The organism is Labrys sp. F242 (assembly GCF_057813875.1).
Map to the genome: position 1 here is coordinate 2,431,974 of NZ_JBVASG010000001.1, position 24,327 is coordinate 2,456,300.

At 63.4% G+C, this 24,327-nt stretch carries 20 protein-coding genes; 16 read left to right on the plus strand and 4 right to left on the minus strand.

The features are described from left to right. Window positions 1-11 precede the first annotated feature (11 nt). The 9 genes from ACZYTC_RS11405 (at window position 12) to ACZYTC_RS11445 (ending at window position 11,414) form a co-directional block, all read left to right on the plus strand. Window positions 12-1,304 (plus strand): SDR family oxidoreductase, encoded by a 1,293-nt coding sequence (locus ACZYTC_RS11405; protein ID WP_488989629.1) that lies wholly within the window; start codon window positions 12-14, stop codon window positions 1,302-1,304. Beyond that, on the plus strand, window positions 1,301-1,774 hold the full coding sequence (locus ACZYTC_RS11410; protein WP_434955967.1) for a DUF2269 family protein: 474 nt from the start codon (window positions 1,301-1,303) through the stop codon (window positions 1,772-1,774). The genes ACZYTC_RS11405 and ACZYTC_RS11410 overlap by 4 nt, the downstream gene beginning before the upstream one ends. Window positions 1,775-1,856: 82 nt before the next feature. Then, window positions 1,857-2,768 carry a 2-dehydropantoate 2-reductase gene (panE, locus tag ACZYTC_RS11415; protein WP_488989630.1) on the plus strand — a complete coding sequence of 304 codons (912 nt, stop codon included), beginning with the start codon at window positions 1,857-1,859 and terminating at the stop codon, window positions 2,766-2,768. Window positions 2,769-2,902: 134 nt separating this feature from the next. After that, window positions 2,903-5,056: a hydantoinase/oxoprolinase family protein gene (locus ACZYTC_RS11420; protein WP_488989631.1), complete on the plus strand. Its 2,154-nt coding sequence runs from the start codon at window positions 2,903-2,905 to the stop codon at window positions 5,054-5,056. An 18-nt stretch (window positions 5,057-5,074) separates the two neighbouring features. Continuing rightward, entirely contained in the window at window positions 5,075-7,270 is a 2,196-nt protein-coding gene (locus tag ACZYTC_RS11425) for a hydantoinase B/oxoprolinase family protein (RefSeq protein WP_441772557.1), read from the plus strand. A 7-nt stretch (window positions 7,271-7,277) separates the two neighbouring features. After that, on the plus strand, window positions 7,278-7,784 hold the full coding sequence (locus ACZYTC_RS11430) for an acetone carboxylase subunit gamma (RefSeq protein ID WP_488989632.1): 507 nt from the start codon (window positions 7,278-7,280) through the stop codon (window positions 7,782-7,784). After that, window positions 7,781-9,292 carry a choline-sulfatase gene (gene betC / locus ACZYTC_RS11435; protein ID WP_488989633.1) on the plus strand — a complete coding sequence of 504 codons (1,512 nt, stop codon included), beginning with the start codon at window positions 7,781-7,783 and terminating at the stop codon, window positions 9,290-9,292. Before ACZYTC_RS11430 ends, betC begins: the two co-directional genes overlap by 4 nt. 9 nt (window positions 9,293-9,301) lie before the next feature. Then, complete coding sequence (locus ACZYTC_RS11440) at window positions 9,302-10,126, plus strand: SDR family NAD(P)-dependent oxidoreductase (RefSeq protein ID WP_488989634.1); 825 nt, start codon at window positions 9,302-9,304, stop codon at window positions 10,124-10,126. A 235-nt stretch (window positions 10,127-10,361) separates the two neighbouring features. Next, window positions 10,362-11,414, plus strand: coding sequence for a helix-turn-helix transcriptional regulator (locus ACZYTC_RS11445; protein WP_488989635.1), 1,053 nt, complete (start codon window positions 10,362-10,364; stop codon window positions 11,412-11,414). A 233-nt stretch (window positions 11,415-11,647) separates the two neighbouring features. Here ACZYTC_RS11445 and ACZYTC_RS11450 read toward each other — a convergent pair whose 3' ends face one another. From ACZYTC_RS11450 to ACZYTC_RS11465, 4 genes are all read right to left on the minus strand, one after another. Further along, complete coding sequence (locus ACZYTC_RS11450) at window positions 11,648-12,283, minus strand: NrsF family protein (RefSeq protein WP_488989636.1); 636 nt, start codon at window positions 12,281-12,283, stop codon at window positions 11,648-11,650. Next, on the minus strand, window positions 12,280-12,825 hold the full coding sequence (locus tag ACZYTC_RS11455) for a sigma-70 family RNA polymerase sigma factor (protein WP_488989997.1): 546 nt from the start codon (window positions 12,823-12,825) through the stop codon (window positions 12,280-12,282). The genes ACZYTC_RS11450 and ACZYTC_RS11455 overlap by 4 nt, the downstream gene beginning before the upstream one ends. 68 nt (window positions 12,826-12,893) lie before the next feature. Continuing rightward, window positions 12,894-14,159: a D-tagatose-bisphosphate aldolase, class II, non-catalytic subunit gene (locus ACZYTC_RS11460; RefSeq protein WP_488989637.1), complete on the minus strand. Its 1,266-nt coding sequence runs from the start codon at window positions 14,157-14,159 to the stop codon at window positions 12,894-12,896. 30 nt (window positions 14,160-14,189) lie between these two features. After that, window positions 14,190-15,194 (minus strand): LacI family DNA-binding transcriptional regulator, encoded by a 1,005-nt coding sequence (locus ACZYTC_RS11465; protein WP_434959621.1) that lies wholly within the window; start codon window positions 15,192-15,194, stop codon window positions 14,190-14,192. Between the two features lie 463 nt (window positions 15,195-15,657). Here ACZYTC_RS11465 and ACZYTC_RS11470 point away from each other — a divergent pair, with 463 nt between their 5' ends. From ACZYTC_RS11470 to ACZYTC_RS11500, 7 genes are all read left to right on the plus strand, one after another. Then, window positions 15,658-16,635: an ABC transporter substrate-binding protein gene (locus ACZYTC_RS11470; protein ID WP_488989638.1), complete on the plus strand. Its 978-nt coding sequence runs from the start codon at window positions 15,658-15,660 to the stop codon at window positions 16,633-16,635. Window positions 16,636-16,825: 190 nt separating this feature from the next. After that, window positions 16,826-17,863, plus strand: a complete 1,038-nt coding sequence (locus ACZYTC_RS11475; RefSeq protein WP_434955956.1) for an ABC transporter permease subunit — start codon at window positions 16,826-16,828, stop codon at window positions 17,861-17,863. Beyond that, complete coding sequence (locus ACZYTC_RS11480; RefSeq protein ID WP_434955955.1) at window positions 17,860-18,603, plus strand: ATP-binding cassette domain-containing protein; 744 nt, start codon at window positions 17,860-17,862, stop codon at window positions 18,601-18,603. Before ACZYTC_RS11475 ends, ACZYTC_RS11480 begins: the two co-directional genes overlap by 4 nt. Before the next feature lie 133 nt (window positions 18,604-18,736). Then, complete coding sequence (locus ACZYTC_RS11485; protein WP_434955954.1) at window positions 18,737-19,066, plus strand: hypothetical protein; 330 nt, start codon at window positions 18,737-18,739, stop codon at window positions 19,064-19,066. 222 nt (window positions 19,067-19,288) lie between these two features. Further along, on the plus strand, window positions 19,289-19,693 hold the full coding sequence (locus tag ACZYTC_RS11490) for a FixH family protein (RefSeq protein ID WP_434955953.1): 405 nt from the start codon (window positions 19,289-19,291) through the stop codon (window positions 19,691-19,693). Further along, on the plus strand, window positions 19,690-21,129 hold the full coding sequence (locus ACZYTC_RS11495; protein WP_434955952.1) for an efflux RND transporter periplasmic adaptor subunit: 1,440 nt from the start codon (window positions 19,690-19,692) through the stop codon (window positions 21,127-21,129). Before ACZYTC_RS11490 ends, ACZYTC_RS11495 begins: the two co-directional genes overlap by 4 nt. Further along, window positions 21,126-24,299 carry an efflux RND transporter permease subunit gene (locus ACZYTC_RS11500; RefSeq protein WP_488989639.1) on the plus strand — a complete coding sequence of 1,058 codons (3,174 nt, stop codon included), beginning with the start codon at window positions 21,126-21,128 and terminating at the stop codon, window positions 24,297-24,299. The genes ACZYTC_RS11495 and ACZYTC_RS11500 overlap by 4 nt, the downstream gene beginning before the upstream one ends. Window positions 24,300-24,327: the final 28 nt, after the last annotated feature.

Genomic DNA, 24,327 nt, shown 5'->3' on the forward strand with positions numbered 1-24,327 from the left:
AAACGGCCTCCATGCATATTCTCGTTCCCGGCGGTTACGGCTTGATCGGCTCGGCCATCGTTACGGCTTTGCTCGCGGCCGGCCACGAGGTCACGGGTCTCGGTCGTTCCGTCGGCCAGGCGCGGTTGCTCGAACCCCGTGCGCGCTGGCTTCAGCACGACCTCAAGGATCTCATAAGCGCCGAGGCGTGGCGCCCGCTCCTGAACGATATCGATGCCGTGATCAATGCCGCCGGCGTGCTGCAGAGCGGCCCTGGCGACGATGTGATGGTGACCCAGTCCCTCGCCATCGTCGCCCTTTTCGAGGCCTGCGAGCAGGCCGGAGTCAGGCATGTCGTCCAGATCTCCGCCGTTGGCGCCTCGGCTGACGCAGCCACCGTGTTCATGCGCAGCAAGGGCAATGCCGACGAGGCGCTGGAGGGCTCGTCGCTCGACTGGACCATCTTGCGTCCCGGCCTGGTGCTGGGCTCCTCGGCCTATGGCGGCAGTGCCCTGCTGCACGCCCTCGCTAGCCTGCCGGGCTTCATTCCGCTGCCGCCCGCGCCATCGATCCGCAGCGTGGCGCTCGACGACGTCGCCGCAACCGCCCTGGCCGTAGTGGAAGGACGGCTGCCGCATCGGCGCATCTATGATCTCGTCGAGGACAAAGCGCATAGCCTTCAGGAGATCGTCGCCACGCTGCGGGCAAGGCTCGGCCTGCCGCCCGCCCGTTTCGTCCGCTGGCCCCTGTGGATCTTCCGGCTTGGCTTTCGCTTCGGCGATGTAGCGGGCCTGCTCGGCTGGCGCCCGCCGATGCGCACGACCTCGCTCGACCAGATACTGGCCGGCATTGATGGCGATCCGGCGCCGCTCGGGGCAGCAAACGGCCGCTCGCTCAAAGCCCTGCCGGAGATCCTCGAAGCCATCGGCGGCACAGTGCGCGAACGCTGGTTCGCGCGCTTCTTCCTGCTCAAGCCGATTATCGTCACGGCATTGGGCCTGTTCTGGCTGCTCTCGGGACTGATTGGTCTCATCGCGGCGGACCAAGCCGAGGCCGTGCTGACAGCGCGAGGCTTTGCGCCGATTACCGCGGCCCTCTTCGTCCATGGCGGTGCCATCGTCGACATCCTGCTCGGCGCAGCCATGCTTTGGCGACGGACGATGCCGGCCGCAGCGATCGGCATGATCGGCATCACCCTCGCCTATTTGCTTGCCGGCAGCGCGTTCACGCCCGACCTCTGGCTTGACCCGCTCGGTCCCTTCCTCAAGACGCTACCAGCGGCCGTCCTCGCTCTGGTGGCGCTTGCCATCAAGGACGCGCGATGACCTATGCCGACCTGCTGCTCTGGCTCCATGTGATCGGGGCGACCGTGCTGTTGGGCACCGGGGCGGGCATCGCCTTCTTCATGCTCGTCGCCCACCGCACCGACGATGCCCGGCTGATCGCGCATGTCGCCGGCACCGTGGTTACGGCGGACCTTCTGTTCACCGCCACCGCCGTGGTGCTGCAGCCTCTCACCGGCGCCCTCCTGGCCCTGGAGATAGGCTGGCCGCTGAGCTCGCCCTGGATCGCGCTGTCCCTGGGACTCTACGTCTTCACCGGCCTGTTCTGGCTGCCCGTCGTCGTCATCCAGGTCAAAATGCGTGATCTCGCCAGGAAGGCCGTGCAAGAAAATTCGGCTCTTCCTTCAGACTATTACAGGCTTTTCCGCATCTGGTTTGCCTGCGGTTTTCCGGCTTTCTTCGCCGTGCTCGCCATTCTCTGGCTGATGCTGATGAAGCCGCAATTCGGATAGTGCAGGCCTGGCTTGCTTGTCCGCGAATTCACGGAGACCTATACCTCAGGCTCGAATACAGCCAACCAATGGCGGAGGGACCATGCGCATTCTGGTTGTCGGTGCTGGCGCGACAGGCGGCTATTTTGGCGGCCGCCTGATGCAGGCGGGCCGTGACGTCACCTTCCTGGTTCGGCCCGCGCGAGCGGAAAAGCTGCGGAAGGAAGGCCTCAGGATCGTCAGCCCGTTCGGCAATGCCGACCTTGCTCCGAAGCTGGTCACCACCGGCAGCATCTCCGCTCCCTACGACCTTGTGCTGCTCACCGTGAAGGCCTATGGGCTCGAAGCTGCCCTTGATGACATCGCACCCGCCGTCGCTTCCGAGACGATGATCCTGCCTGTGCTTAACGGCATGCACCATGTCGATCTCATCAAGGCCCGCTTCGGCGAGAAGGCCCTGCTCGGCGGCGTCTGCCTGATCGCCGCCACCATCGACGACGAGGATCGCATCGTGCAGCTCACGCCCATGCATAACCTCATCTATGGCGAGATGAGTGGCGAGCGGTCCGAGCGCGTCGAGGCAGTCGATGCGACCATGCAGGGGGCTGGCTTCAACGCCAAGCTTTCCGATGACATCGAGCGCGACATGTGGGGCAAATGGATCACGCTTGCCAGTCTTGGCGGCATCTGCTGCCTGATGCGCGGCTCGGTTGGCGAGATCGAAGCGGCACCAGGCGGCCGCGCCTTCGTGCAACGCTTCTTCGAGGAGGTGGTCGGCGTGGTGAAAGCCGTGGGCAAGCTGCCGGGCGAGCCCATCCTGAACATGGCGCTCTCGATGCTGACCCAGAAGGATTCGGCCATGGCGTCCTCGATGTATCGGGACCTGCAGAAACGCGCGCCGATCGAGGCGGATCAGATCATCGGGGACCTGCTGGCGCGAGCTCAGGAGGCAGGAATGGAAGCACCCCTGCTGTCAGCGGCTTACACAAATCTGGCGATCTATCAGGCAAGATGATCTGGAGCGTGGACATCGCGACATGCTTGCATGTCGCGATGTCCACGCTCCCCGATAGTGACCGCAGGCACATGGCGGATCGCGCCGCCCCCCGCCTAGCTTGTTCCCCAACCTCATCTGGGACGGGAACCGCGATGACAACGGCAGGCGCAGAGACAATCGGCAACCCCATCGTCATCGGCATCGATGCCGGCGGCACCATGACCGACACGATCCTGGTCGACGGCAACGGCCACTTCAAGATCGGCAAGGCAGCGACCACGCCGCGCGATGAATCGGAAGGCTTCATCATCTCGGCCGCCGATGCAGCCGATGCCTGGGGCATCTCGCTGGACGATCTGTTCTCCGGCATCGACGTGGTGCTCTACTCCGGCACCGGCATGCTCAACACCCTGCTCTCGCGTACGGGACGCAAGCTCGGCTTGATCACCACCAAGGGCCTGGAGGATATGATCCTGATGGGCCGTGGCCTGCAGGCCTGGGCCGACTATTCCTATGCCGATCGCCTGCACGCCATCACCCATCACCATCCGGATCCCCTGGTGCCGCGGCGCCGCACGCATGGGGTCACCGAGCGCGTCGACCAGTTCGGCGATGTGATCATCCCGCTTTATGAGCATGAAGTCGTCGCGGCGGTACGCAAGCTGATTGCCGACAAGGTCGACGCCATCTGCATCATGACGGTGTTCTCCCACGTCAATCCGGCGCACGAGAAGCGGATCGCCGAGATCGCCCGGGAGGAGATCGCCGCGGCGGGCACCGAGATCCTGGTCTATACCAGCCATGAGGTCCGCCCCGTCATCCGCGAGCAGTCCCGCCTCAACTCGGTGCTGATCGAAGCCTATGCCACCTCGCGCGGTCGCAGGCAGCTCAAGGGCATCGAGGACATTTCGAAAAAACACGGTTACCGCTATCGCGTGCAGACGCTGCTCTCCTTCGGCGGCCTCACCTCGATCGACCATCCCCGCCTGCACGAAACCATGATCTCCGGTCCGATTGGCGGCATTCTCGGCGCAGCCTATGTCGGCAAGCTGATCGGCAACGACTCGCTGATCTGCTCGGACATGGGCGGCACCTCCTTCGACATGGGCGTGATCACCCGCGGCCAGACCCGCATCGAGAACGAACCGATCATGGACCGGTTCAAACTCAACGTGCCGACGCTGCATCTCGACACCATCGGTGCCGGCGCCGGCATGATCCTCAAGGTCGACCCGTTGACCCGGAAGATCAGCCTCGGCCCGGAGAGCGCCGGCTCCGATCCCGGACCGATCTGCTTCAACCGGGGTGGCACCCGGCCGACCATCGCCGATTGCGACGCCATTCTCGGACGCCTCAACCCCGACTATTTCCTCGGCGGCAAGGTGAAGCTCGACGTGGAGAAGGCGACACTGGCCTTCAAGGATCAATGCGCCGACATCCTCGGCGTGCCTCTGCACGAGGCGGCCGAAGGCATGATCGAGATGCTGGAGGCCGACGCCAACAATGCTCTGCGACGCGTGATCTCGGGCCAGGGCATTCATCCTTCCGAATTCACCTTGCTCTCCTATGGCGGTTCCGGGCCACTGCATCTGGCCGGCTGTAGCCGCGGCATCGGCTTCCGCGACATCATCACCTTCCAGTTCGCCGCCGCCTTCTCGGCCTTCGGCTGTACCACGGCCGACTATATGCGCCGCCACTCGATCTCGACGCAGATCGACATTTCGAGCTCGGCCGGCGATGACAGCCTGGCAGCGACAGCGGCCCGGATCTCGGGCGTGTGGGAAGAATTGCGCGACGCCGCCGTCAAGGAAATGGCCGCCGACGGGCACGCTCTCGACAAGATCCGGACCGAGCCCTTCCTGATGATGCGCTACACGGGCCAACTCGAAGACGTGGAGGTGCTCGCGCCGCTCCATCAGGCGGCAACGGCGGATGACATGCGCACCATCATCACCGCCTTCGAAGAGGTCTATGGCAAGATCAACCACCGCGTCTCACGCTACGGTTCGGCCGGCTATTCGGTGATGGAACTCGGCCTGATCGCCACGGCCGACAAGGTGAAGCCGACCCTGCTCAGGCGTCCGCTGGGCGCGACCAATCCGGCCCCGGCCCATAAGGGTACGCGTGAAGCCTATATGGGCGGGCGCTGGCACAAGGCCGACCTCTACGAGATGGACGATCTTCAGCCCGGCCACGAGGTCAAGGGTCCCGCCATCATCGAACATCCCGCCACCACGCTGGTGGTCCATCCCGGCGACAGCGTCTTCATCGACGAGTGGACGCTGCTGCATTACCGCCACGCTTGAGCGAAGAGGATTAAACCCATGCTGGACCACGTGAAAGCACGCATGCCGCTTCGCGAACGGATGTTGGAATCCGAGCGGCTGATGGAAGAAACCGGCTGCTATGACGGCATCACCTCGCTGAAGCTGCGCAAGCAGGATCCTCTGAAATTCGAGACGCTGCATACCAAGCTGCGCGCCTATTGCGTCTCGGCGCGCGAAATGGCCCGCCGCATCTCCGCCTCACCCGGCGTGCGCGAGGTCGGCGAGATGGTCGTCGCCCTCTACACCCCGGAGGGCGACGCCATCGCGCTCTCCAACGGCATCATGGTGCATGTCCACACCATGAGCCGCTTCATCAAATGGATGATCCGCGAAGGCTATGAAGCCGATCCGGGCATCAATCCCGGCGACATCTTCGCCAACAACGACGCCTTCATCGGCACCGTACAGGTGCCCGACGTGATGGACGTGGTGCCGATCTTCCATTCGGGTGAACTGATCGGCTGGGCCGGCGCCGTGTGCCACGAACTCGAGGCCGGCGGCATCACGCCAGGTGGCGACGTCTGCCTGGCCCAGGAGCGCTTTACCGAAGGCCTGTTCGTCTGTGCCGAGAAGATCGGCACGAATGACGAGATCCGCCGCGATTACGTCATCCGTTGCGAGCGCAATCTGCGCATGCCGATCTACTGGGTGCTCGACGAAAAGGCCAAGGTCGCCTCGTGCATCGACATCCGGGAAAACCTGATCGCCCTCGTCGACGAGATCGGCCTGGATTACTGGAAGCAGATCTCCAAGGAATTCATCGAGGAAGGCCGCATCAGCCAACTCGCCCGCACGCGCCAGCTTACCGTGCCCGGCCTTTATCGCGGCCACACCTTCTATGGCCATGTCACCGAGGGCAAGCCGGGCTTCCAGCCCCTGGGCGATCCGAACTGGCTCTACAACATACCCGTCGAGATGGAGATCACCACCGACGGCAAGATCACACTCGACTTCGAGGGCACCCAGCCCTGGGGCTATCATTCGATGAACTGCACACCGGCCGGCATGGATGGCGGGATGTTCGTCACCCTGACCCAACACATGAACTTCGAAGGCCTGGTGAATGATGGCGCCTGGCTCGCCACGGAACTGAAACTGCCCAAGGGCACCTGGACCAACCCCGACAACGAGATGGTCGCGACGGCGACCTCCTGGGCCCTGCTGCTGCCGGCCTATGGCGTGTTCCAGCGCCTGCTCTCCCGCGGTTTTCTCGCCCGCGGCTTCGTCGAGGAGGTCTTCGTCGGCCAAGTCAACTCGCCGATGATCGAGATGGGCGGCGAGAGCCAATACGGCACCCTGTTCGGCATGGCCCATTTCGAATGCGCGGCTGCCGGCTCCGGTGCCCTCGCCATCAAGGACGGGCTCGACACCGCCTATGTCGGCTGGAACCCGGAATCCGACATGGGCAATATCGAGATATGGGAACAGAACATGCCGATGCTCTATATCGGCCGCTCGATCCTGCCCAACTCCGGCGGGTCGGGCAAGTATCGCGGCGGCTGTGCCTTCATCTCGACCTGGCTGATCAACAAGACGCGGCATCTACGCCTGATGACCTCGGAGCATTCCTCGCGAGTCTTCGACAATGGCGGGATGTGCGGCGGCTATCCTGCGCCGACCTGCCAGATGCACCGGGCCGTGCGCGATACCAATCTTGCCGAGATCATCGCCGACAGGCGGCCTCTCCCCCACACCATCGGCACTGACCCGGCTCATTCGGACTTGGAGAAACTGGTCGAAGGCCGGCACATCACCGAGGAAGGCCCCTATATCACCGCGCCGCACAAGTCCGGCGACATCTTCACCCATTCCTATAATGGCGGCGGCGGTTACGGCGACGTGCTGGAGCGCGATCCGATCAAGACCGCGCAGGATGTGGAAAACGGCTACCTCACCCCGGAAGCATCCGAGCAGGTGTTCGGCATCGTCATCCGAGAAGTCCCGCAGACGGATCGGCTGGAGGCCGATCTCGCAGCCACCGCCGCCTTGCGCGAGAAGATGCGGGCTGAACGCATCGCGACGTCCGTGCCTGTCTCGGCCTGGATCGCCGAGGAGGCCAAGCGCGTCGCCGCCAGCGACTTCGCGCCCGAGGTCGCCAAGATGCACGCCAATGCGATGAAGCTCTCGCCGCGCTTTGCCGCCGACTTCCGCAAGTTCTGGGGCCTCGACGCCTCCTTCACGGTTCACTACTGAGGTCAGCATGTCCAGCTATCCCAAGGAAACCATTCGCGAACTCGTTGCAGGCGACCTGCCCTGGCACCAGACCCGGCAGATCATGAGCGCCTATAAGGACGACGACCGTTTCCAGACCTATATCCAGGTCCTGCAGGAGCGGATGGCCTGGAAGGACCCGATCCTGCTGCCGGTCGGCGATCATCTCTTCATCGCCGACACGCCGAATGGCCGCGTTACCAAATGCGAATGCGGCCAGGAGTTCGGGCATTACAGGAAGAACTGGAAACTCGGTGCCCATATCCGCGTGCGCCGGACCAAGGAGGCCCTGCGCGAGATCTATCCCAATTCCGATATCCCCGACCCGGAATGGATGGAAATCCGGGAATTCCTCTGCCAGTCTTGCGGCACCCTTCATGAGGTCGAGGCAGCCGCTCCCGGTTATCCGATCGTGCATGATTTCGAGCCGGATCTGGAGGGCTTCTATCGCGAATGGCTCAAGCGGCCTCTTGAACCCGAGGGAGATGCTCGATGAGTCCCCCCAACATCCTCATTCTGATGGCCGATCAGTTGGGTGCCCCGGCGCTCGGCGTCTACGGCCATCCTGTTGTGAAGACCCCCAACCTCGACCGCATCGCCAAAACCGGTGCGGTCTTCGACAATTTCTACTCCAACTTTCCCCTCTGCGCTCCCGCGCGGCTGGCGTTGATGACTGGGCGGCTGTGTTCGAACATCCAGGCCTGGGACAATGCCGCGCAGATCCCGTCTGATGTTCCCACCTTCGCCCATTATCTGCGCGTGCTCGGCTACCGGACCTGCCTGTCGGGCAAGATGCACTTCATCGGGCCCGATCAGTTGCATGGTTTCGAAGAACGGGTAACGACCGACATCTGTCCCTCCGATTTCAACTGGACGGCCGACTGGGACGATCCGTGGCGGACCATGGACTGGTTCCACAACATGAAGAACGTCAGCGACGCCGGCATAGCCGAACGGGCCCTGCAGCAGGACTATGATGAGGAGGTCGCCCACAACGCCCGGCGCTGGCTGTTCGACCAGGCGCGCGACAGCGACGATCGCCCCTTCCTGCTCGTTGCCTCCTTCACCCATCCGCACGATCCCTATGTGACGCCGCAACGGTTCTGGGATCTCTACGATCACGACAAGATCGACATGCCCCGCGTGCCTTTCATTCCTCCAGCCGAACGGGACGCGCATTCACGGCGGCTGTGGGAACAATATGATCGCGGAGAGTTCGGGGTCGGCGATGAGCATGTGCGCGCTGCCCGCCACGCCTATTACGGCAGCGTGTCCTATCTCGACGAGCGAGTTGGCGAGGTTCTCGATGCGCTCGAGCGCTCCGGGCATGGCAAGGACACCATCGTGATCTTCCTCGCCGATCATGGCGACATGCTTGGCGAGCGCGGCCTCTGGTACAAGATGAGCTTCTATGACTGGTCGTCGCGCGTGCCCCTGCTCATGACCGGCCCCAACGTGCCGGCAGGCGCCCGCATCAAGGCGAATGCTTCCCTCGTCGATATCCTGCCGACCCTGGTCGAGATTGCCGCTGGCCCGGAATGGAACGATTACCCCGAAGGTCCCGACGGGCGCAGCCTGCTCTCCCTCCTGAGACAGGACGCCGACGATCGTATCGCGGTCAGCGAGTTGATGTCGGAGGGCGTGGCGGCCCCTTATGTGATGCTGCGCAAGGGCCGCTACAAATTCACCTATGTCGAGCACGACCCGCCGCAGCTCTTCGACATGGAAGCCGATCCGGACGAGGTGCATGACCTCGCAGGAGATCCGGGCCATGCGGGCGTGGTGCGGGACATGCTCGGCGAGGTCGAGCGCCGGTGGGACATGTCCAGGCTCAAGCGGGAAATCATCGCCAGCCAACGTCGGCGCCGCCTCGTCTACAAGGCGTTGAGCACCGGCAAGATCACGCCCTGGGATTATCAGCCCTGGAGCGATGCTTCGTTGCAATATTATCGCGGGACGAAGTCGTATCACGAGGCCGAGGCTCGTGAATTCATCCGGCCATAAGGGAAGACCATGACCAGCTTGAAAGGCCGTACCGCGCTTATCACCGGCGGCCTCACCGGCCAGGGCCTCGCCATCGCACAGGCTCTGGCGAGCGTCGGCGCCAATGTCGCGGTCGGCTCCTATATCGGCGAAGGCGCGCGCCTGGGCGATGCCGCCGCCTATCCCGAGCGGGCTGAACTGCAGCGCGTGCGCGCCATGCTCGAGGCTGAGGATGTCGAGGTGCATGCCGGCCATCTCGACGTGCGCTCCAGCGAGATCATCGAGGCCTTCATCGAGGCGGCCGAAACAGCCTGCGGCCCCATCGACATCCTGGTGAACGCCGCCGGTACCACGGCCGAACAGCCGGTCAGCGGCCATTCCGATGCACTCTGGGACAAGATCCTCGACACCAATCTCACCGGGGCTTTTCGCACCACGCGCAGCCTCCTGCCCGGCATGATCGCGCGGGGCTGGGGCCGCGTCATCAATATCGGCTCGACGGCCGCCAGTGTCGGCTGGAAGGACAACCCGGCCTATTGCGCTTCCAAATCCGGCTTGCTGGGCTTGACGCGCTGCGTGGCGTTGGAAGGAGCGCCGCATGGCGTCACGGCCGTGATGATCTCACCGACCTGGGTGGAGACCGAGCTGATGCGCCGCAACGTCGCCCAGGTCGCCGAGCGCGACGGCAAGGGGGAAAGCCTGGAAAGCGCCATGGCCCGGATTGCGTCTCAGAATCCGCAGCAGCGCATCATCCAACCCGACGAAGTGGCTGGTCTCGCTGTCTTTCTCTGCAGCCAGGCCGCCAAAGGCATCACGGCCGAAAACATCCAGATCACCGGGGGGGCGCTCTGGTAGAAAGCTTCAGGGAACGCTACCCTCCCTCTATGCTAAGGGTTTGCGGGTCAATAGACGGATTAAATTAGCTCGACCTTTGTCATTGCCGGGCTTGACCCGGAAACCAGCTCCCTTCCGGTTATCGGAGTCGGGGCCGCTGGATGCCCGGACCAGGGTCCGGGCATGACAAAGGCAGCGTCTCACTTATGTCAGACAGCACCTGTGGCCGAATGCGACTTCGGCGTGGAATGTACGGATGAAATCTTCCCTGATCGCTTCCGGCCTTCCGCTCGCCACCGTCAATGCTGCCATCGGAGAGGCCGCCCGGCTGGTAGGAACATCCGACTTCTATGTCGCCCTGCTCGCGGCCTTCCGTTCCCTGGTCTCGCACGACATCGCCACCATGGTGCGCTATTCGGCGGTCGGCCGGCCGAGCTTCCTCATGCATCACGGTTTCTCGGATGCCCTGGCCCGCCAATATGAGACGACCTTCCATGTCTTCGACCCGTTCCATCGCTATTGGGCGCAGACGGAACGGCCCGGCGTCGTCAGCCTCGACATGTTTCCGGCCACGGCCACCCGGCAGAGCCGCTATGTCCGCGAATTCCTGCAGGAATCCAGCATCACCGACGAACTTGGTTACTTCCTTCCCGCCATGGGACGGGCCAGCGTTGCCTTGTTCCTGGAACGTCGCATCGGCCGCTTCCTCGACAGTGAACGCACGGCCATGGAAGATTTCTATCCCCTGTTTGCCGGGCTGGAGAGCGCGCATGTCAATGCGGTCCTGGCCGCGGCGATCGGGCGCGGCGCAGGCGGCGTCTCCCTGCCGCTGGCCATCATGCTGCGCGACCTCGAAGGCTGCGTCATCCACGCATCGGAGGCCTGGCGGGAATTGGAAAGCAGGGATGCCGGCCTGCCGCGTGCCGTCGAACGGCTGACGGCCGAGAATGCCGGGGAAGCCATACTGGACGACGCCACCGTTCTGCACAGGACCCGTATCTCACCAACCCATGGCTCCGCACCGGAAGGTTGGCTGTTCACGGTAGAGAAATCGGCATCCTCTTCAACGGATTACGACCAGACGATCATCTCCAAGCTCAATCCGACCCTCACGCCCCGGGAGATCGACATCGTCAAGCTGGTGCTCGAAGGCCACCCTACCGCCACCATTGCCCAGCGCCTCAAGCTCCAGCGTGGGACGGTGAAGAACCACCGGCTTCGCATCTATGAAAAGCTGGACATCACGTCGGAGCGCGAACTTTTCCTCACCTATATCCAGGCGCTGCAGAGGCATCGATCGAACGGCTAGACTCTCCCCAAAAAACCAGTCTTTACAGAATGATAACCATAGGGCCCAAACCAAATCATTCGGTTCCGCGCAAAAAAGCAAAGCGGCTTGGTGATGGCTATCGGAAAATAGCCACCGCCCTGGAAGTCAGATTCAAATTCAAAGAACAAATAACAATAACAACATATTGCAGGGATATTCAAAATACCCGCTTCATTGCAGAGCATGTCGATGGCCACGAGGCCATGCCGTGCTCACCAGCGCAGCAAACGACGGCCGGCGATATATCCCAAGACGGTGACGATACCTGTCGCCAGGCTATACCAGGTGGCGACGAAAAGCGGGCTGTCGTCCACGCAGTGGCTGGCATAAAGGGTTGCCGCGATGCCGCTGGCGGCCAGGCCTGCCACCGCCCCGGCCCTGCCGGGGTTCTCGGGAGCGCCCTGGCGCAGGGCATAGAGAATGCAGGCCAACGGCCCGAGCGCCAGCAAGGGTATCAGCATCAGGCAATAGCGGGCATTGACACCCATCCAGCGTGTTCCCCAACTGGCGGGCGGCATGACCATCATTTCCACGGCGACTGCGCCAATCAAGAGCAAGGGTGCGACGACCAAAGCAAGGCGCCATCCCTCCGATTGTGCACCCGGCCTGACCAAGCGCAGGATCAGGCCACAGGCCGACACGGCCAGTGATGCCGTCACCGCGAACTTGAACAGGAAGCGCCATGTCTCGGCCGCCGTGGCGATATCGGGACGAGGACGGAAGCCGACGAAGAAAAGCATGGCCGAAAAAGCCGTCCCGACGATCACCGCCAGTCCGAAAGCCCTGCCGAGGGACCATCTGACCGGCGCATCTTCCGAAATGGCATTGATGAGATCGTCGGTCTTCACGACTGGTCACTCCGATAGAGCGCTGCGAGCTTCTTGAGGCCCCGATGCAAAGCAACGCGCACGGCCACTTCCGTCATCTTCAACTTTGCAGCCGTCTCCCGGATGCTGACGCCCCCTAGGGAGATGGCTTCCACGATGTCCCGCTGCGGCGGTTTCAGATGCGCCAGCATTTTCTCGGCCTCATGCTGGGACAGCACGGTTGCCGGCTCCTGCGCTTCGAGAATCTCGATCACGTCCTCGATCGGCACCATCACCTGCCGTCCCCGACGGCGCATGGTATCGATCATCTTGTTGCGCACGATCGTCGAAAGCCAGGGACCGAGCGGGCGCGACTGGTCCCAGGTTCCACGCTTGAGATGAATGGCGAGCAGCACTTCCTGCACGACGTCCTCGACCTCCGCCGGCGGGGCACCGAAACGCTCGCAATAGCGGCGCGCCGTGCCGCGCAGATAGGGCGTCACCGACTGCAGGAACTGCCGATAAGCCGGCGCATCTCCAGCGATCGACTGCCGCAACCATGCCGCCCACTCCTCTTCGCGCATGGGATTATGCACGAGCCTTCCTCTCTACGGCCGGTCTCACGGCTTTGTTACCAAATGCCGGTGCCGACTCACTGCACCGCCGTCGCCGCGGCATAATCGTCCAGCACCGCGCGTATGGCCAGAGAGAGGCAAACGGCCATGTCCAGCGGTCCATCATGCCCCGCCGCTACAGGCACGAACTGATGCACCAAAGTGGGTGGCAAGGTGCGCCCTGCCAGCGCCTTCGACAAGCGCGCCACGGCGCGGGCCGCGACCGGATGCGGCCAGTAATAGCGGATGCGGTCACTGTAGCTATAATGGCGCAGCACGTGCTGGCCGGCGGCATCGCCTTGATAATAGCGCTGCCAGTAGCCGGGTTCGGCCAGCATCAGGGCCTCCATCGCCCTGGCCAGCGAGCGTTCGCCATAGGAGGCATCGAGTTCCCCGGCGATGAGATCGAGGCCGTAGAGCGCCTCGCGCCAGGCAAAGGTCAGGCCGGGCCCGACTTTCAGGATGGCAAAGCCATCGGCCACCAGTTGCGCCAGCTTTTCCCGTGGTTGGTAGTCGGTGGAATGGGCCTCGAACACGAGGGAGGGCTCGTTGCCCAGCACGCCGATGAGATCCCGGGCCTTCTCGGGTCGGTAGACCACCACATCCTCATGGCCAAATTCGACGCCGGGCTGCACCACGAGACCAATCACGCGCTCCAGCGCCGCCTCGACGCCTTGCTGGCGAAAGATGGTCCGATGGGTCTCGATGGTCTGGCGTGCCGCTCCCGCCGCGGTCGGCTGCAGGCTGTCGAGCGCATGCCAGGCGCCCCCCGGCACCGGCACCTCTGTGCCGATGATGTAGACCGGCAGAGGCAACCCATTGTCGCGGGCTGTCTGCTCCGCCACCCAGGTCAGGCGGGCGGCACGCCTGGCCGTGGTTTCGTCGTCGAGCGCCTCGGGTTCGCCCTTGCAGCCCATGCTGGCATCGAGATGGATCTTGCCGAACCCCGCCGCGACATAGGCCGCCATCATCGCCTCGGCCTTGGCCATCGCCTCTTCCGCCTCGAGATGGCGCCAGGGATTGGGACCGAGATGATCGCCGCCAAGGAGCAGACCGGCAGTGTCATAGCCGACTGCCTTCGCCTTCCCGAGCACGAAACGCCTGAAATCGGCCGGCGTCATGCCGGTATAGCCTCCCTCCTGGTTCACCTGGTTGCAGGTCGCCTCGATCAGCACCTCACGCCCGCGCTCGCGGCCATGTGCCAGCGTCGTCTCGATCACGTCCGGATGAGCCGAGCAGATCGAGGCGATGCCCCACGGCCTTCCGGCACGGCGCGCAAGGGCCAGGTCGAGAAGCTTAGTCATGTAGGGTTCTCCGTAAAATGTGGATCGCAATCAGGCCGAAGCCCGCATCATCAATTGTGCCTCGAGCCGCAATTGCTGCTGTCCTTGTGCAGGTTCCTCGCCCTCGACCTGGGCGAGCAGCAACTCGACGCCGAGATTGCCGAGGCGGAAAAAGTCCTGCGCCACCGTGGTCAAGGGCGGACAGCCGAAACGGCTATAGGGCTGGTCGTCATGGCCGGCGACGCGCAATCGGCAATCGGCTTCACGTCCGACCTTCAGGCCGCGCTGGAAGGCGGCGGCCATCACCCCTACGGCGATACGGTCATTGGCGCACAGCACCGTCGAGGTCGGAAACCCCGCGCCGTCGATCACCTGCAGGGCCTCGGCATAGGCGATTTCCTCGAAACGCCAGTCCGGCTTGCCTGCAACAGTGATGATCTCCGGCTGGAAGCCGAGCCGCTCCATTGCCTGGACATAGGCATTGCTGCGCTCGGCGGCATTGTGATTGACCGCAGGCATTTCAAAGAAGCAGGGAGGCGTCCCCGTGCGGCACAGATAATCGGTGATCAGACCGATGCTCTGCTCATTGTCGGTGCCGACGAAGGGCGAGCCGTCCTGCAGGGAGGAATCAAGATAGACCACGGGAATATGGGCACGCAGGGTCTCCATCCGTGTCGCATCGGTATAGGCGCCGAGGGGGGCGATGATCGCTCCGGCAATCTTGAGCGACAGCAGCGTCTCCACCGAACGCGCCTCATGCAGGGCATCTCCTCGCGAGGAGAGCACCAGCACGAAGTAACCATCCTGCGCGCAGCGTCGCTCGATGTGACGCACCATCTCCGAATAGAACATGTCCGAGGTATCGGGCACGATCACGCCGATGATCTTGGGCCGCTTTCGGTTAAGGTTCACTGCAAACAGGTTCGGCCGATAGTCATACTTGGCCAGGGCCCGCTCGATGCGAGTGCGGATCGATTTGCGCACACTGCCAGGGTCGTTGAAATATTTCGACACGGTTGGCCGCGAAATGCCACTGAGCTCGGCGAACTCGGCCATGTTCCTGATCTTTCGCACCAACCGCCGCTCCCTGTCGTGTTCAGCTCGCTTTGAATTTTTACACAGGCAAACAATTTTATTTTTTACATGCCATAAAATTGGCAACCCGGAAATTTGATCCGATCATTGCTCTCAAAAAATATAATGTTTTAGTTCAATGCGATAATGCCAAAACCCTTCCTCCGAACAAGGCGCATTTTGTCAATTTTTCCATGAGCAATATCTTTAATTGACGCTCATCACGCAAAACCATAGTCTGACAATTAATAAAAGACAAAAACAAATTCAGGGAGGGAGAAGACGAGCGCGCGCGACGCGAATTTACTCGCGTTGGCCGCAATCAAAATCTCTTTCCTCACCTTGATCGGCGGCCTTTCCCGCCATGACCGGCCGGCTACCTCCCGTCAGAAGAGGATCCGTGCCGGAGGGATCGATCCGACTTACGTCAAACCGAGGAAACGACATGAGGAAACTGCTTACGGCCCTCGCGGCTCTTGCCATCGGGGCCAGCGTGCTCGCCGCTCCGGCGCAGGCCCAGGATAAGAAATACACCATCGCCCTCATCCCGGGCCTGACCACCGACGCCTTCTACATCTCCATGCGCAAGGGCGCAGAGGCCGCCGCCAAGGTGGTGGGAGCCGAACTGGTGTTCCAGGGCGCGCCCGACTTCAACCCGGTGACGCAGACGCCCGTGCTCGATGCCGTCATCGCGCGCAAGCCCGACGCCATCCTGATTGCGCCGACCGACAAGGTTCAGCTCGTCCAGCCGCTGAAGAAGGCCATCGATGCCGGCATTCCGGTGATCACCGTCGATACCTTCATCGGCACCGGCAAATATCAGACCGGCGCGGGTGACGCCGACTTCCCGCTCTCCTATGTCGCCTCGGACAATATTCTGGGCGGGCGCATCGCGGCCCGTGCCCTCGCCAAGGCTATCGGCGAGAAGGGTAAGGTCTATGTATCCAATGTGAAGCCGGGCATCTCGACCACGGATCAGCGCGAGGAAGGCTTCAAGAACGAGATGAAGAATTATCCCAATATCTCTGTTCTTGAAACGCAATTCAACGACAATGATGCCAACAAGGCCGCTTCGCAGATGCAGTCGGTCTTCGCCCGCAATCCCGATCTTGCCGGTGTGTTCGGCGCCAATCTGTTCTCCGCTCTGGGTGCCGCCAATGGCGTGCAGCAGGCTGGCCAGAGTGGCAAGATCCGTGTCGCCGCCTTCGACGCTCCGGCCACGATCGTCGACAACATCAAGTCCGGCCTGGTCGACATCGCCATCGCCCAGCATCCGGCGGAGATCGGCTATTTCGGCGTGCTTTCCGCCTATGCCCATCTGACTGGCCAATCGATCCCTGCCTCGATCGGCACGGGCTTCACCGTGATGGACAAGTCCAACGTCGACAAGCCGGAAGTTGCCGCCTTCATCTACAAGGAATGAGGCCTTCCTCGCATCTGCGCCGCCGGAGCCTTTGGAGCAGGACGCTCTAGAGGAAAATGACTTTTCTCCGAATTGCCATTTTTCTCTAACTTTTTGTTTTGACGCGTTTTCTTAATCGAAAAGTCTGTCAACTTTTCTGGAAAACGCTCTGGCCCGGCGGCCTCTTCATGACCTCTCAACGGAGCGCCTGATGTCGGCAGCCCAATCCTCCCTCAGTCGGGCGCAGCCCGCGGCAGGACCTCATCCCATCCTTCTGCGCATCGCGGAGCTCAGGGCCTGGCTTTTCCTGGTCCTGCTCCTGGTCTTCTTCGAGTGCTGGGCCCGGATCGCCTATGGCTCGACCTTCGTATTCTCGGTTCCCACGCTGCAATCGATCTCGATCTATGCCGTCGCCCCGCTTCTGCTGGCGCTCGGCTCGACCTTCGTGATCATTTCGGGCGGCATCGACCTCTCGATCGGCTTCATCATGGGGCTGTCGGCCGTGGTGGCGGCCCATACCGCCAATCTCGCGGGCGCCTCCATGCCGCCCTTCCCGGCCATGCTGATCGGCATTGTGGCCGGCGTCGCCGTGGCCACCGTCCCCGGCTATATCAACGGCCTGCTGATTTCGAAACTCAGGGTCCCTCCCTTCATCGGCACGCTCGGCATGTATGGCGTGGCTCGCGGCATCGCCTATCTGCTCGCCGGCGGCACCACCGTCCCGGTTTCGAATGCCTGGTTCGCAGCGCTTGGCAATGGCCGCCTCTACGGGGTGCCCGTCGTGGTGATCGTGGCCGCCCTCTTCCTCATCCTGATGCACTATCTGCTTTCGCAGACGCGCTTCGGCCAGCACACCTATGCCATCGGCGCCAGCGAGCAGGCCGCGCTGCGGGCCGGTATCAATGTCTCCAGGCATACCCGCAAGCTCTACGTGCTGTCGGCTGTCTGCGCCGGCATCGGCGGCGTGCTCTATGCCGCCCGCTTCACCGCTGGTGCGGCCCAAGCCGGCGAACCGCTCCTGCTCGACTCGATCGCCGCCGTGGTGATCGGCGGCGCTAGCCTGTTCGGCGGCTCGGGCTCGATCTCCGGCACGCTGGCCGGAGCGCTCGTCATCGCCGTCATCCAGTTCGGCCTCGTCTACATCAATGTCGAGCCCTTCTGGCAATTCGTCTCGGTGGGCGTCGTCATCATCGTTTCCGTGCTGGTCGACCAGGCCCAGCGCAGCATTGCCGGAGGCCGCCGCTCATGAGCACCCAGCCTCTCCTCGACATACGCGACGTCTCCAAGCATTTCGGCGGCGTCACCGCGCTCAACGGCGTCTCGCTCCAGCTCAATGCCGGCGAGGTCGTGGCTCTCGCTGGCGACAACGGCGCCGGCAAGTCGACCCTGATCAAGACCATCTCCGGCGTCTACCAGGCCGATGGTGGCGAGATCCGGCTGAAGGGCGAAGTCGTGAAATTCGCGACCCCCGAGGCCGCGCGTGGCCATGGCATCGAGACGATCTACCAGGACCTCGCACTCGCCGACAATCTCTCCATCGGCGCCAACATCTTCCTGGGACGCGAGCCGATGACGAAGGCCTTCGGCTTCCTGCCCGTGCTCGACCGCAAGAAGATGGCCAAGGCGGCGCAGGAGACCATGGCGCAGCTTGATTTCCACGTGACTCGCCTCGATGCCCCCGTCGGCAATTTCTCCGGCGGCCAGCGGCAGGCGGTCGCCATCGGTCGTGCCGTCTACTGGAACGCGCAGGTGCTGATCATGGACGAACCGACCGCCGCTCTCGGCGTGCCCGAGCAGCGCAAGGTCGTCTCCCTGATCAAGACCCTCAAGGCCCAGGGGCGCGGCATCATCTTCATCTCGCACAATCTGCAGGACATCTTCGCGGTCTCCGACAGGATCGTGGTGCTACGCCGCGGCACCCTGGCGGGCGAGCGCCTGATCGCCGAGACCAATCATGACGAGATCGTCAAGCTGATGGTGGGCGGCTGAGAAGCGCAGAGCGGGCGCCCTGCCCGCTCTCCCGCCTTGGGGCACCGACGAGAATGTGAATACGGCAGGACTTCTCATTTCCCCCAGTACGTGACATCACTCTGCCGTGACCTGCTGGCATCTCCTTTCCCGCATGCTCTCGATCGTCATGATCGCAAGCCTGCTGAGCGCTCCGATGGCGCCCTTCTCGGCTGCCATAGCGGCCGTGCCGTCGCACGCGGCGAGCCAGGCTGCCATGGCTGCCGACATGCCGTGCTGCCCCGAACAGAACCCCTCGCTGCCCGGAGGGCAGAAGTCCTGCCCGGTGGCGATCGTCTGCATGGCCAAATGCGCCCCCGGTGATCCGATCGCGGTAATGGCCCAGGCACCTCTCTTCGAGACCCGCCGCCTCGCCCCGCCCGGCAACGACCTGGACAGGACGCCCTTCATCACGGCGCCGCCGGACCGTCCTCCCCGCGCCTGAATTCATCCGCGCCCCGTACTGGGGCAGTCTGTCCGGCGCCTTCGGGGCCGGACAGCAGTAGCGGCCATCGAACCTCCTCCAGAGCAAAGCGGGTCCTGGCGTAAACGCCTGTCGATCCCGGCTTTCGCTCCGACGCATTCTTGCGTTTTTCGTCGATTACGGCGGATCGCAAAGGCTTGGGAGACGTTCGTCGGCCAGGAGTGAACCCGGAATATTTCAGACATGATGTCATTTGGCACCAACCGCATCGCCCTTGCGGCAGTGATCGGCCTTGCCTGCGCAACCGCCTCCCCCGCGCGAGCCGATATCGCAGACTACGAATTTCAACTCGTCCAGCCCGAGGTCAAGCTGAACGAGACATCGGAAATCGCCGTACGCCTCGTCGACAGGCGCTCTGGCAAGCCTGCCCCCAACGCGGTGATTTTCACCCAGCGCGTCGACATGGCGCCGGACGGCATGGCGGCGATGAAGGCCCCGATCGAAGCCATCACATCCGATGAACCCGGCATCTATCGATTCAAGGCAAGGCTGAGCATGGAGGGCGGATGGCGGCTGTCGCTCGCCGCCAAGCTCCAGGGCGAAACCGGAACACTCGAAAGCAAGCTCGTCTTCAAGGCCGTGCCATGAGCCGCGTCGGTCGAACAAGCCTAGTCCTCATCGCGATCATCGCGGCAGGAGCCGGCGGCTATTGGGCAGGCCGGCATGGCCCGGCCCTTTCCGCGACGGCCTGGCAGCAAATGCTCGCACTGACCGGCGGGCCTTCGTCGCCCATGGCGAGTGCGGCAGCAGGGCCTACCGGGCCGGTAATCTATTATCGCGCGCCCGATGGATCTCCCGCCTATTCGGCAACGCCGGCCAGGACAGCGGATGGCCGAGACTTCGTTGCCGTCCACGCCAGCGAGGAGGTAAGCTTCGACGAGAAGCCTACCGACGCGCGCCCGGCACCCGCCATCGTAGCCCCCCGTCCCATCCTTTATTACCGCAACCCCATGGGCCTCGCGGACACGTCGCCGGTTCCGAAGAAGGATTCCATGGGCATGGACTACATCCCCGTCCGTGCCGGGGAAGAACCGGAAACGGGAACCGTCCGGGTCGCAGCAGGCAGGCAGCAGCAGACGGGCGTCCGCACGGAGATTGCGGCAATGCGCGCGCTCGTCCGGCCCGTGCGCGTCCCGGGTAGCGTGCAGCTCGACGAGCGTCGCATCAGCGTGGTCGCCACGCGTTCGGATGCCTTCATCACCAAGGTCTCGGATGTGACGACGGGCGATCGGATCGCCAGGGGCGAACCGCTCCTTCAGCTCTACTCGCCCGAAATCGCCGCTGCCGGCGCCCAGTTCCTCACCGAGCTTGGCAATGGCGGGCGTGGAGGAACGGGCGGCGGCGCACGGCAGCGGCTGGAAAATCTCGGTGTCCCTCCCGAAGCCATCGCCGAACTCGAACGAAACCGGAAGGTGCCGCCAGCAATGACATGGCGCGCCCAGCGAGACGGCATCGTGCTCCAGCGCAACGTCACCGAAGGCATGAAAGCGGCGCCCGGCGACATTCTCTTCCGCCTCGCCGACATCTCGACCGTATGGGTGCTGGCCGATGTGCCCGAATATCAGCTCGGCGCCATCAGGCCCGGAGCCCTCGTGACCGTTCGGATCCGCAGCCTGCCGAGCCGCGTCTTCGACGGACGGATCGCGTTGATCTATCCGGAAGTGGCCAAGGAAACCCGCACCGCCAAGGTGCGGATCGAGCTCGCGAACCCGGGAGGCCTTCTGCTGCCCGACATGTATGCCGATGTGGAGATCGCGACCGGTAACGCGAAGGAGGCGGTGACCGTCTCCGACAGCGCCGTGATCGACACCGGCACGCGCCAAACGGTCATCCTTGCCAAGGGAGACGGGCGTTTCGAGCCGCGAGTAGTCAAAGTCGGCGCCCAGGGCGGCGGCTTCGTCGAAATCCGCGACGGCGTTGCGGCGGGTGACCGCGTGGTGACGGCCGCAACCTTCCTCATCGACGCCGAAAGCAACCTCAAGGCCGCGCTGAACGGCATGACCAGTCCGGAGGCCACGCCATGATCGCCCGGCTGATCGCCTGGTCCGCACGCAACCTCGTGCTGATCCTCGTCGGCACCGCCTTTGCCGTCGCATCCGGGCTCTATGCTTTGAAGACGCTGCCCCTCGATGCCATTCCCGATCTCTCCGACGTCCAGGTCATCGTCTACACCGACTATGCCGGCCAGGCGCCACAGGTCGTCGAAGACCAGGTCACCTATCCGCTGACGACAGCGATGCTGACGGTCCCGAAGTCGAAGGTGGTGCGCGGCTTCTCCTTCTTCGGCGTCTCCTTCGTCTATGTGATCTTCGAAGATGGCACCGATCCCTACTGGGCTCGCAGCCGGGTTCTCGAATATCTCAACGCTGCGGCGCAGCGCCTGCCAGCCGGTGTCACCCCGCGCCTCGGCCCTGATGCCACCGGGGTCGGCTGGGTCTATCAATATGCCGTCACCTCCAAGGTCATGTCGCTCGCCGAACTGCGCTCGCTGCAGGATTGGAAGCTGCGCTATGCCGCCTCGAAGGCGGAAGGCGTGGCCGAGGTCGCGAGCGTCGGCGGCTTCGTCAAGCAATACAGCATCGTGGTGGATCCGCTGCGGCTGCAGGCCCAGGGCATCTCCCTGTCGATGGTGCGCGACGCCGTGCGGGCCAGCAATCGCGACGTGGGCGGTCGCACGCTGGAACTTTCCGAATTCGAATTCATGGTGCGCGGCCGCGGCTACGTCAAATCACCGGCCGACCTCGAGAACATCGTGCTCAGGACCAGCGCCGGCGTACCGCTGCGTCTCAAGGACGTCGCCCGCGTCGAAATCGGGCCGGACGAGCGCCGCGGCATCACCGAACTCAACGGCGAGGGAGAAGTGGCTGGCGGCATCGTCTTGCAGCGCTTCGGCGCCAATGCCCTGACCGTCATCGACAATGCCAAGCAACGCCTCGCCGACATCGCCGCAAGCCTGCCCAAGGGAACCGAGATCGTCCCGGTCTATGATCGCTCCCACCTGATCGAAGCGGCGATTGAAACGCTCAAGAGAACACTGTTCGAGGAGAGCGTGATCGTCGCCCTCGTCTGTGTCGTGTTCCTTCTTCATCTGCGTAGCGCCCTGGTCGCCATCCTCATGCTCCCCGTCGGCATCCTCATGGCGTTCGGTGCCATGAAGCTGATCGGCCTTGGCTCCAACATCATGAGTCTCGGCGGGATCGCCATTGCCGTCGGCGCAATGATCGATGCCGCCATCGTCATGATCGAGAACGCGCATAAGCATCTCGAACGCGCTGCGCCTGGCCAGTCCCGTATTCAGATCCTCGTCAATGCGGCAAGTGAAGTCGGCCCGGCCCTGTTCTTCAGCCTGCTGATCATCACCGTCTCCTTCCTGCCCATCTTCACGCTGGAATCGCAGGAGGGACGCCTGTTCGGGCCGCTCGCCTTCACCAAGACCTTCGCGATGGCCGCCGCCGCCCTCCTGTCGATCACGCTGGTACCGGCACTGATGGTGATCTTCGTGCGCGGCAGGATCATTCCCGAGCACAGGAATCCGATCAACCGCCTCCTGATCTGGCTCTACCGGCCGGTCATTCGCGGAGTCCTTAAAGCCAAGACCCTCACCATCATTCTCGCCGTGGCGGCGCTGGCCCTCAGCATCTGGCCCGCGCGTCAGCTCGGCTCCGAATTCATGCCGTCGCTGGACGAGGGCACCCTGATGTATATGCCGACCACCCTGCCCGGCATCTCGATCACCAAGGCCGGCGAATTGCTGCAGATGCAGGACCGCATCATCAAGTCTTTCCCCGAGGTTGCTTCGGTCTACGGCAAGGCGGGACGCGCCGCGACGGCGACCGACCCCGCCCCCACCGAAATGTTCGAGACCATCATCAATCTCAAGCCCAAGGAGCAATGGCGGCCGGGCATCACCCTCGACAGCCTCAAGTCCGAGATGGACAAGGCCCTGCAATTTCCGGGCGTATCGAACGCCTGGACCATGCCGATTCGCGCCCGTATCGACATGCTCTCGACCGGCATTCGAACACCCGTCGGCGTCAAGGTCTTCGGCACTGATCTTGCCGAGATGGAAAAGATCGCCCGCCAGATCGAGGCCATTCTCAAAACCGTGCCGGGCACCTCCAGCGCCTATGCCGAGCGGGTCATCGGCGGCTATTATCTCGACATCGTGCCCGACCGGGACGCACTCGGCCGCTACGGGCTCGCCGTAGGCGACGTCCAGGACGTCATCGCCACGGCCCTCGGCGGCGAGACCGTGACGACAACGGTGGAAGGGCGGGAACGCTATGGCGTGAACATCCGCTATCCACGCGATCTGCGCTCCAACCGCCAGGCCATTGCCGCCGACGTGCAAGTTCCCCTCCCGGGCGGCGGCACGATCCCGTTGGGCGAGGTGGCGAAGGTTGAACTCACGCGGGGTGCGACCTCCATCCGCACGGAGAACGGCCAGCTCGCAACCTATATCTTCGTGGATATCGACGGGCGCGATCTCGGCGGCTATGTCGCCGAGGCGCAGAAGGCCGTGGCCGCGAAAATCGTGCTGCCTCCGGGCTATTCAATCGGCTGGAGCGGCCAATATGAATATCTCCGGCGCGCCGAGGCCCGGATGAAGATCGTCGTGCCTGTCACGCTGCTCATCATCTTCCTGCTGCTCTACCTCAACTTCCGCCGCCTGACGGAGACGCTGATCGTCATGCTGTCGCTGCCCTTTGCCCTGGTCGGCGGCATCTGGCTGATGTGGTGGCTTGGCTTCAACATGTCCGTTGCGGTTGCCGTCGGCTTCATCGCGCTGGCCGGCGTCGCGGCGGAGACCGGCGTCGTCATGCTGATCTACCTGCAGCAGGCCCTGGCCGAGGTGAAGGCGGAGCGATCCGGCAAGGAGCAGCCCTTTACCAGGGCGGATCTTCGCGAGGCGATCATGCTGGGTGCCGTGGAACGGGTTCGCCCCAAGATGATGACGGTCATCGCCATCATGGCCGGGCTCATCCCCATCGTGTGGAGTACGGGCGCCGGATCGGAGGTGATGCAGCGCATCGCGGTTCCCATGATCGGCGGCATGGTTTCCTCGACCCTGCTGACCCTGGTGGTAATTCCCGCCATCTATGGCATCGTCAAGGGATGGCGCCTTCCCGCCGATCGGCAGCAGGAGGCGGATGGAGGGATGCCAGCCCGGACAGCCCAACATCGGCCTGCATGAGATTCCATCCGCTCCAAACCCGGCAGGC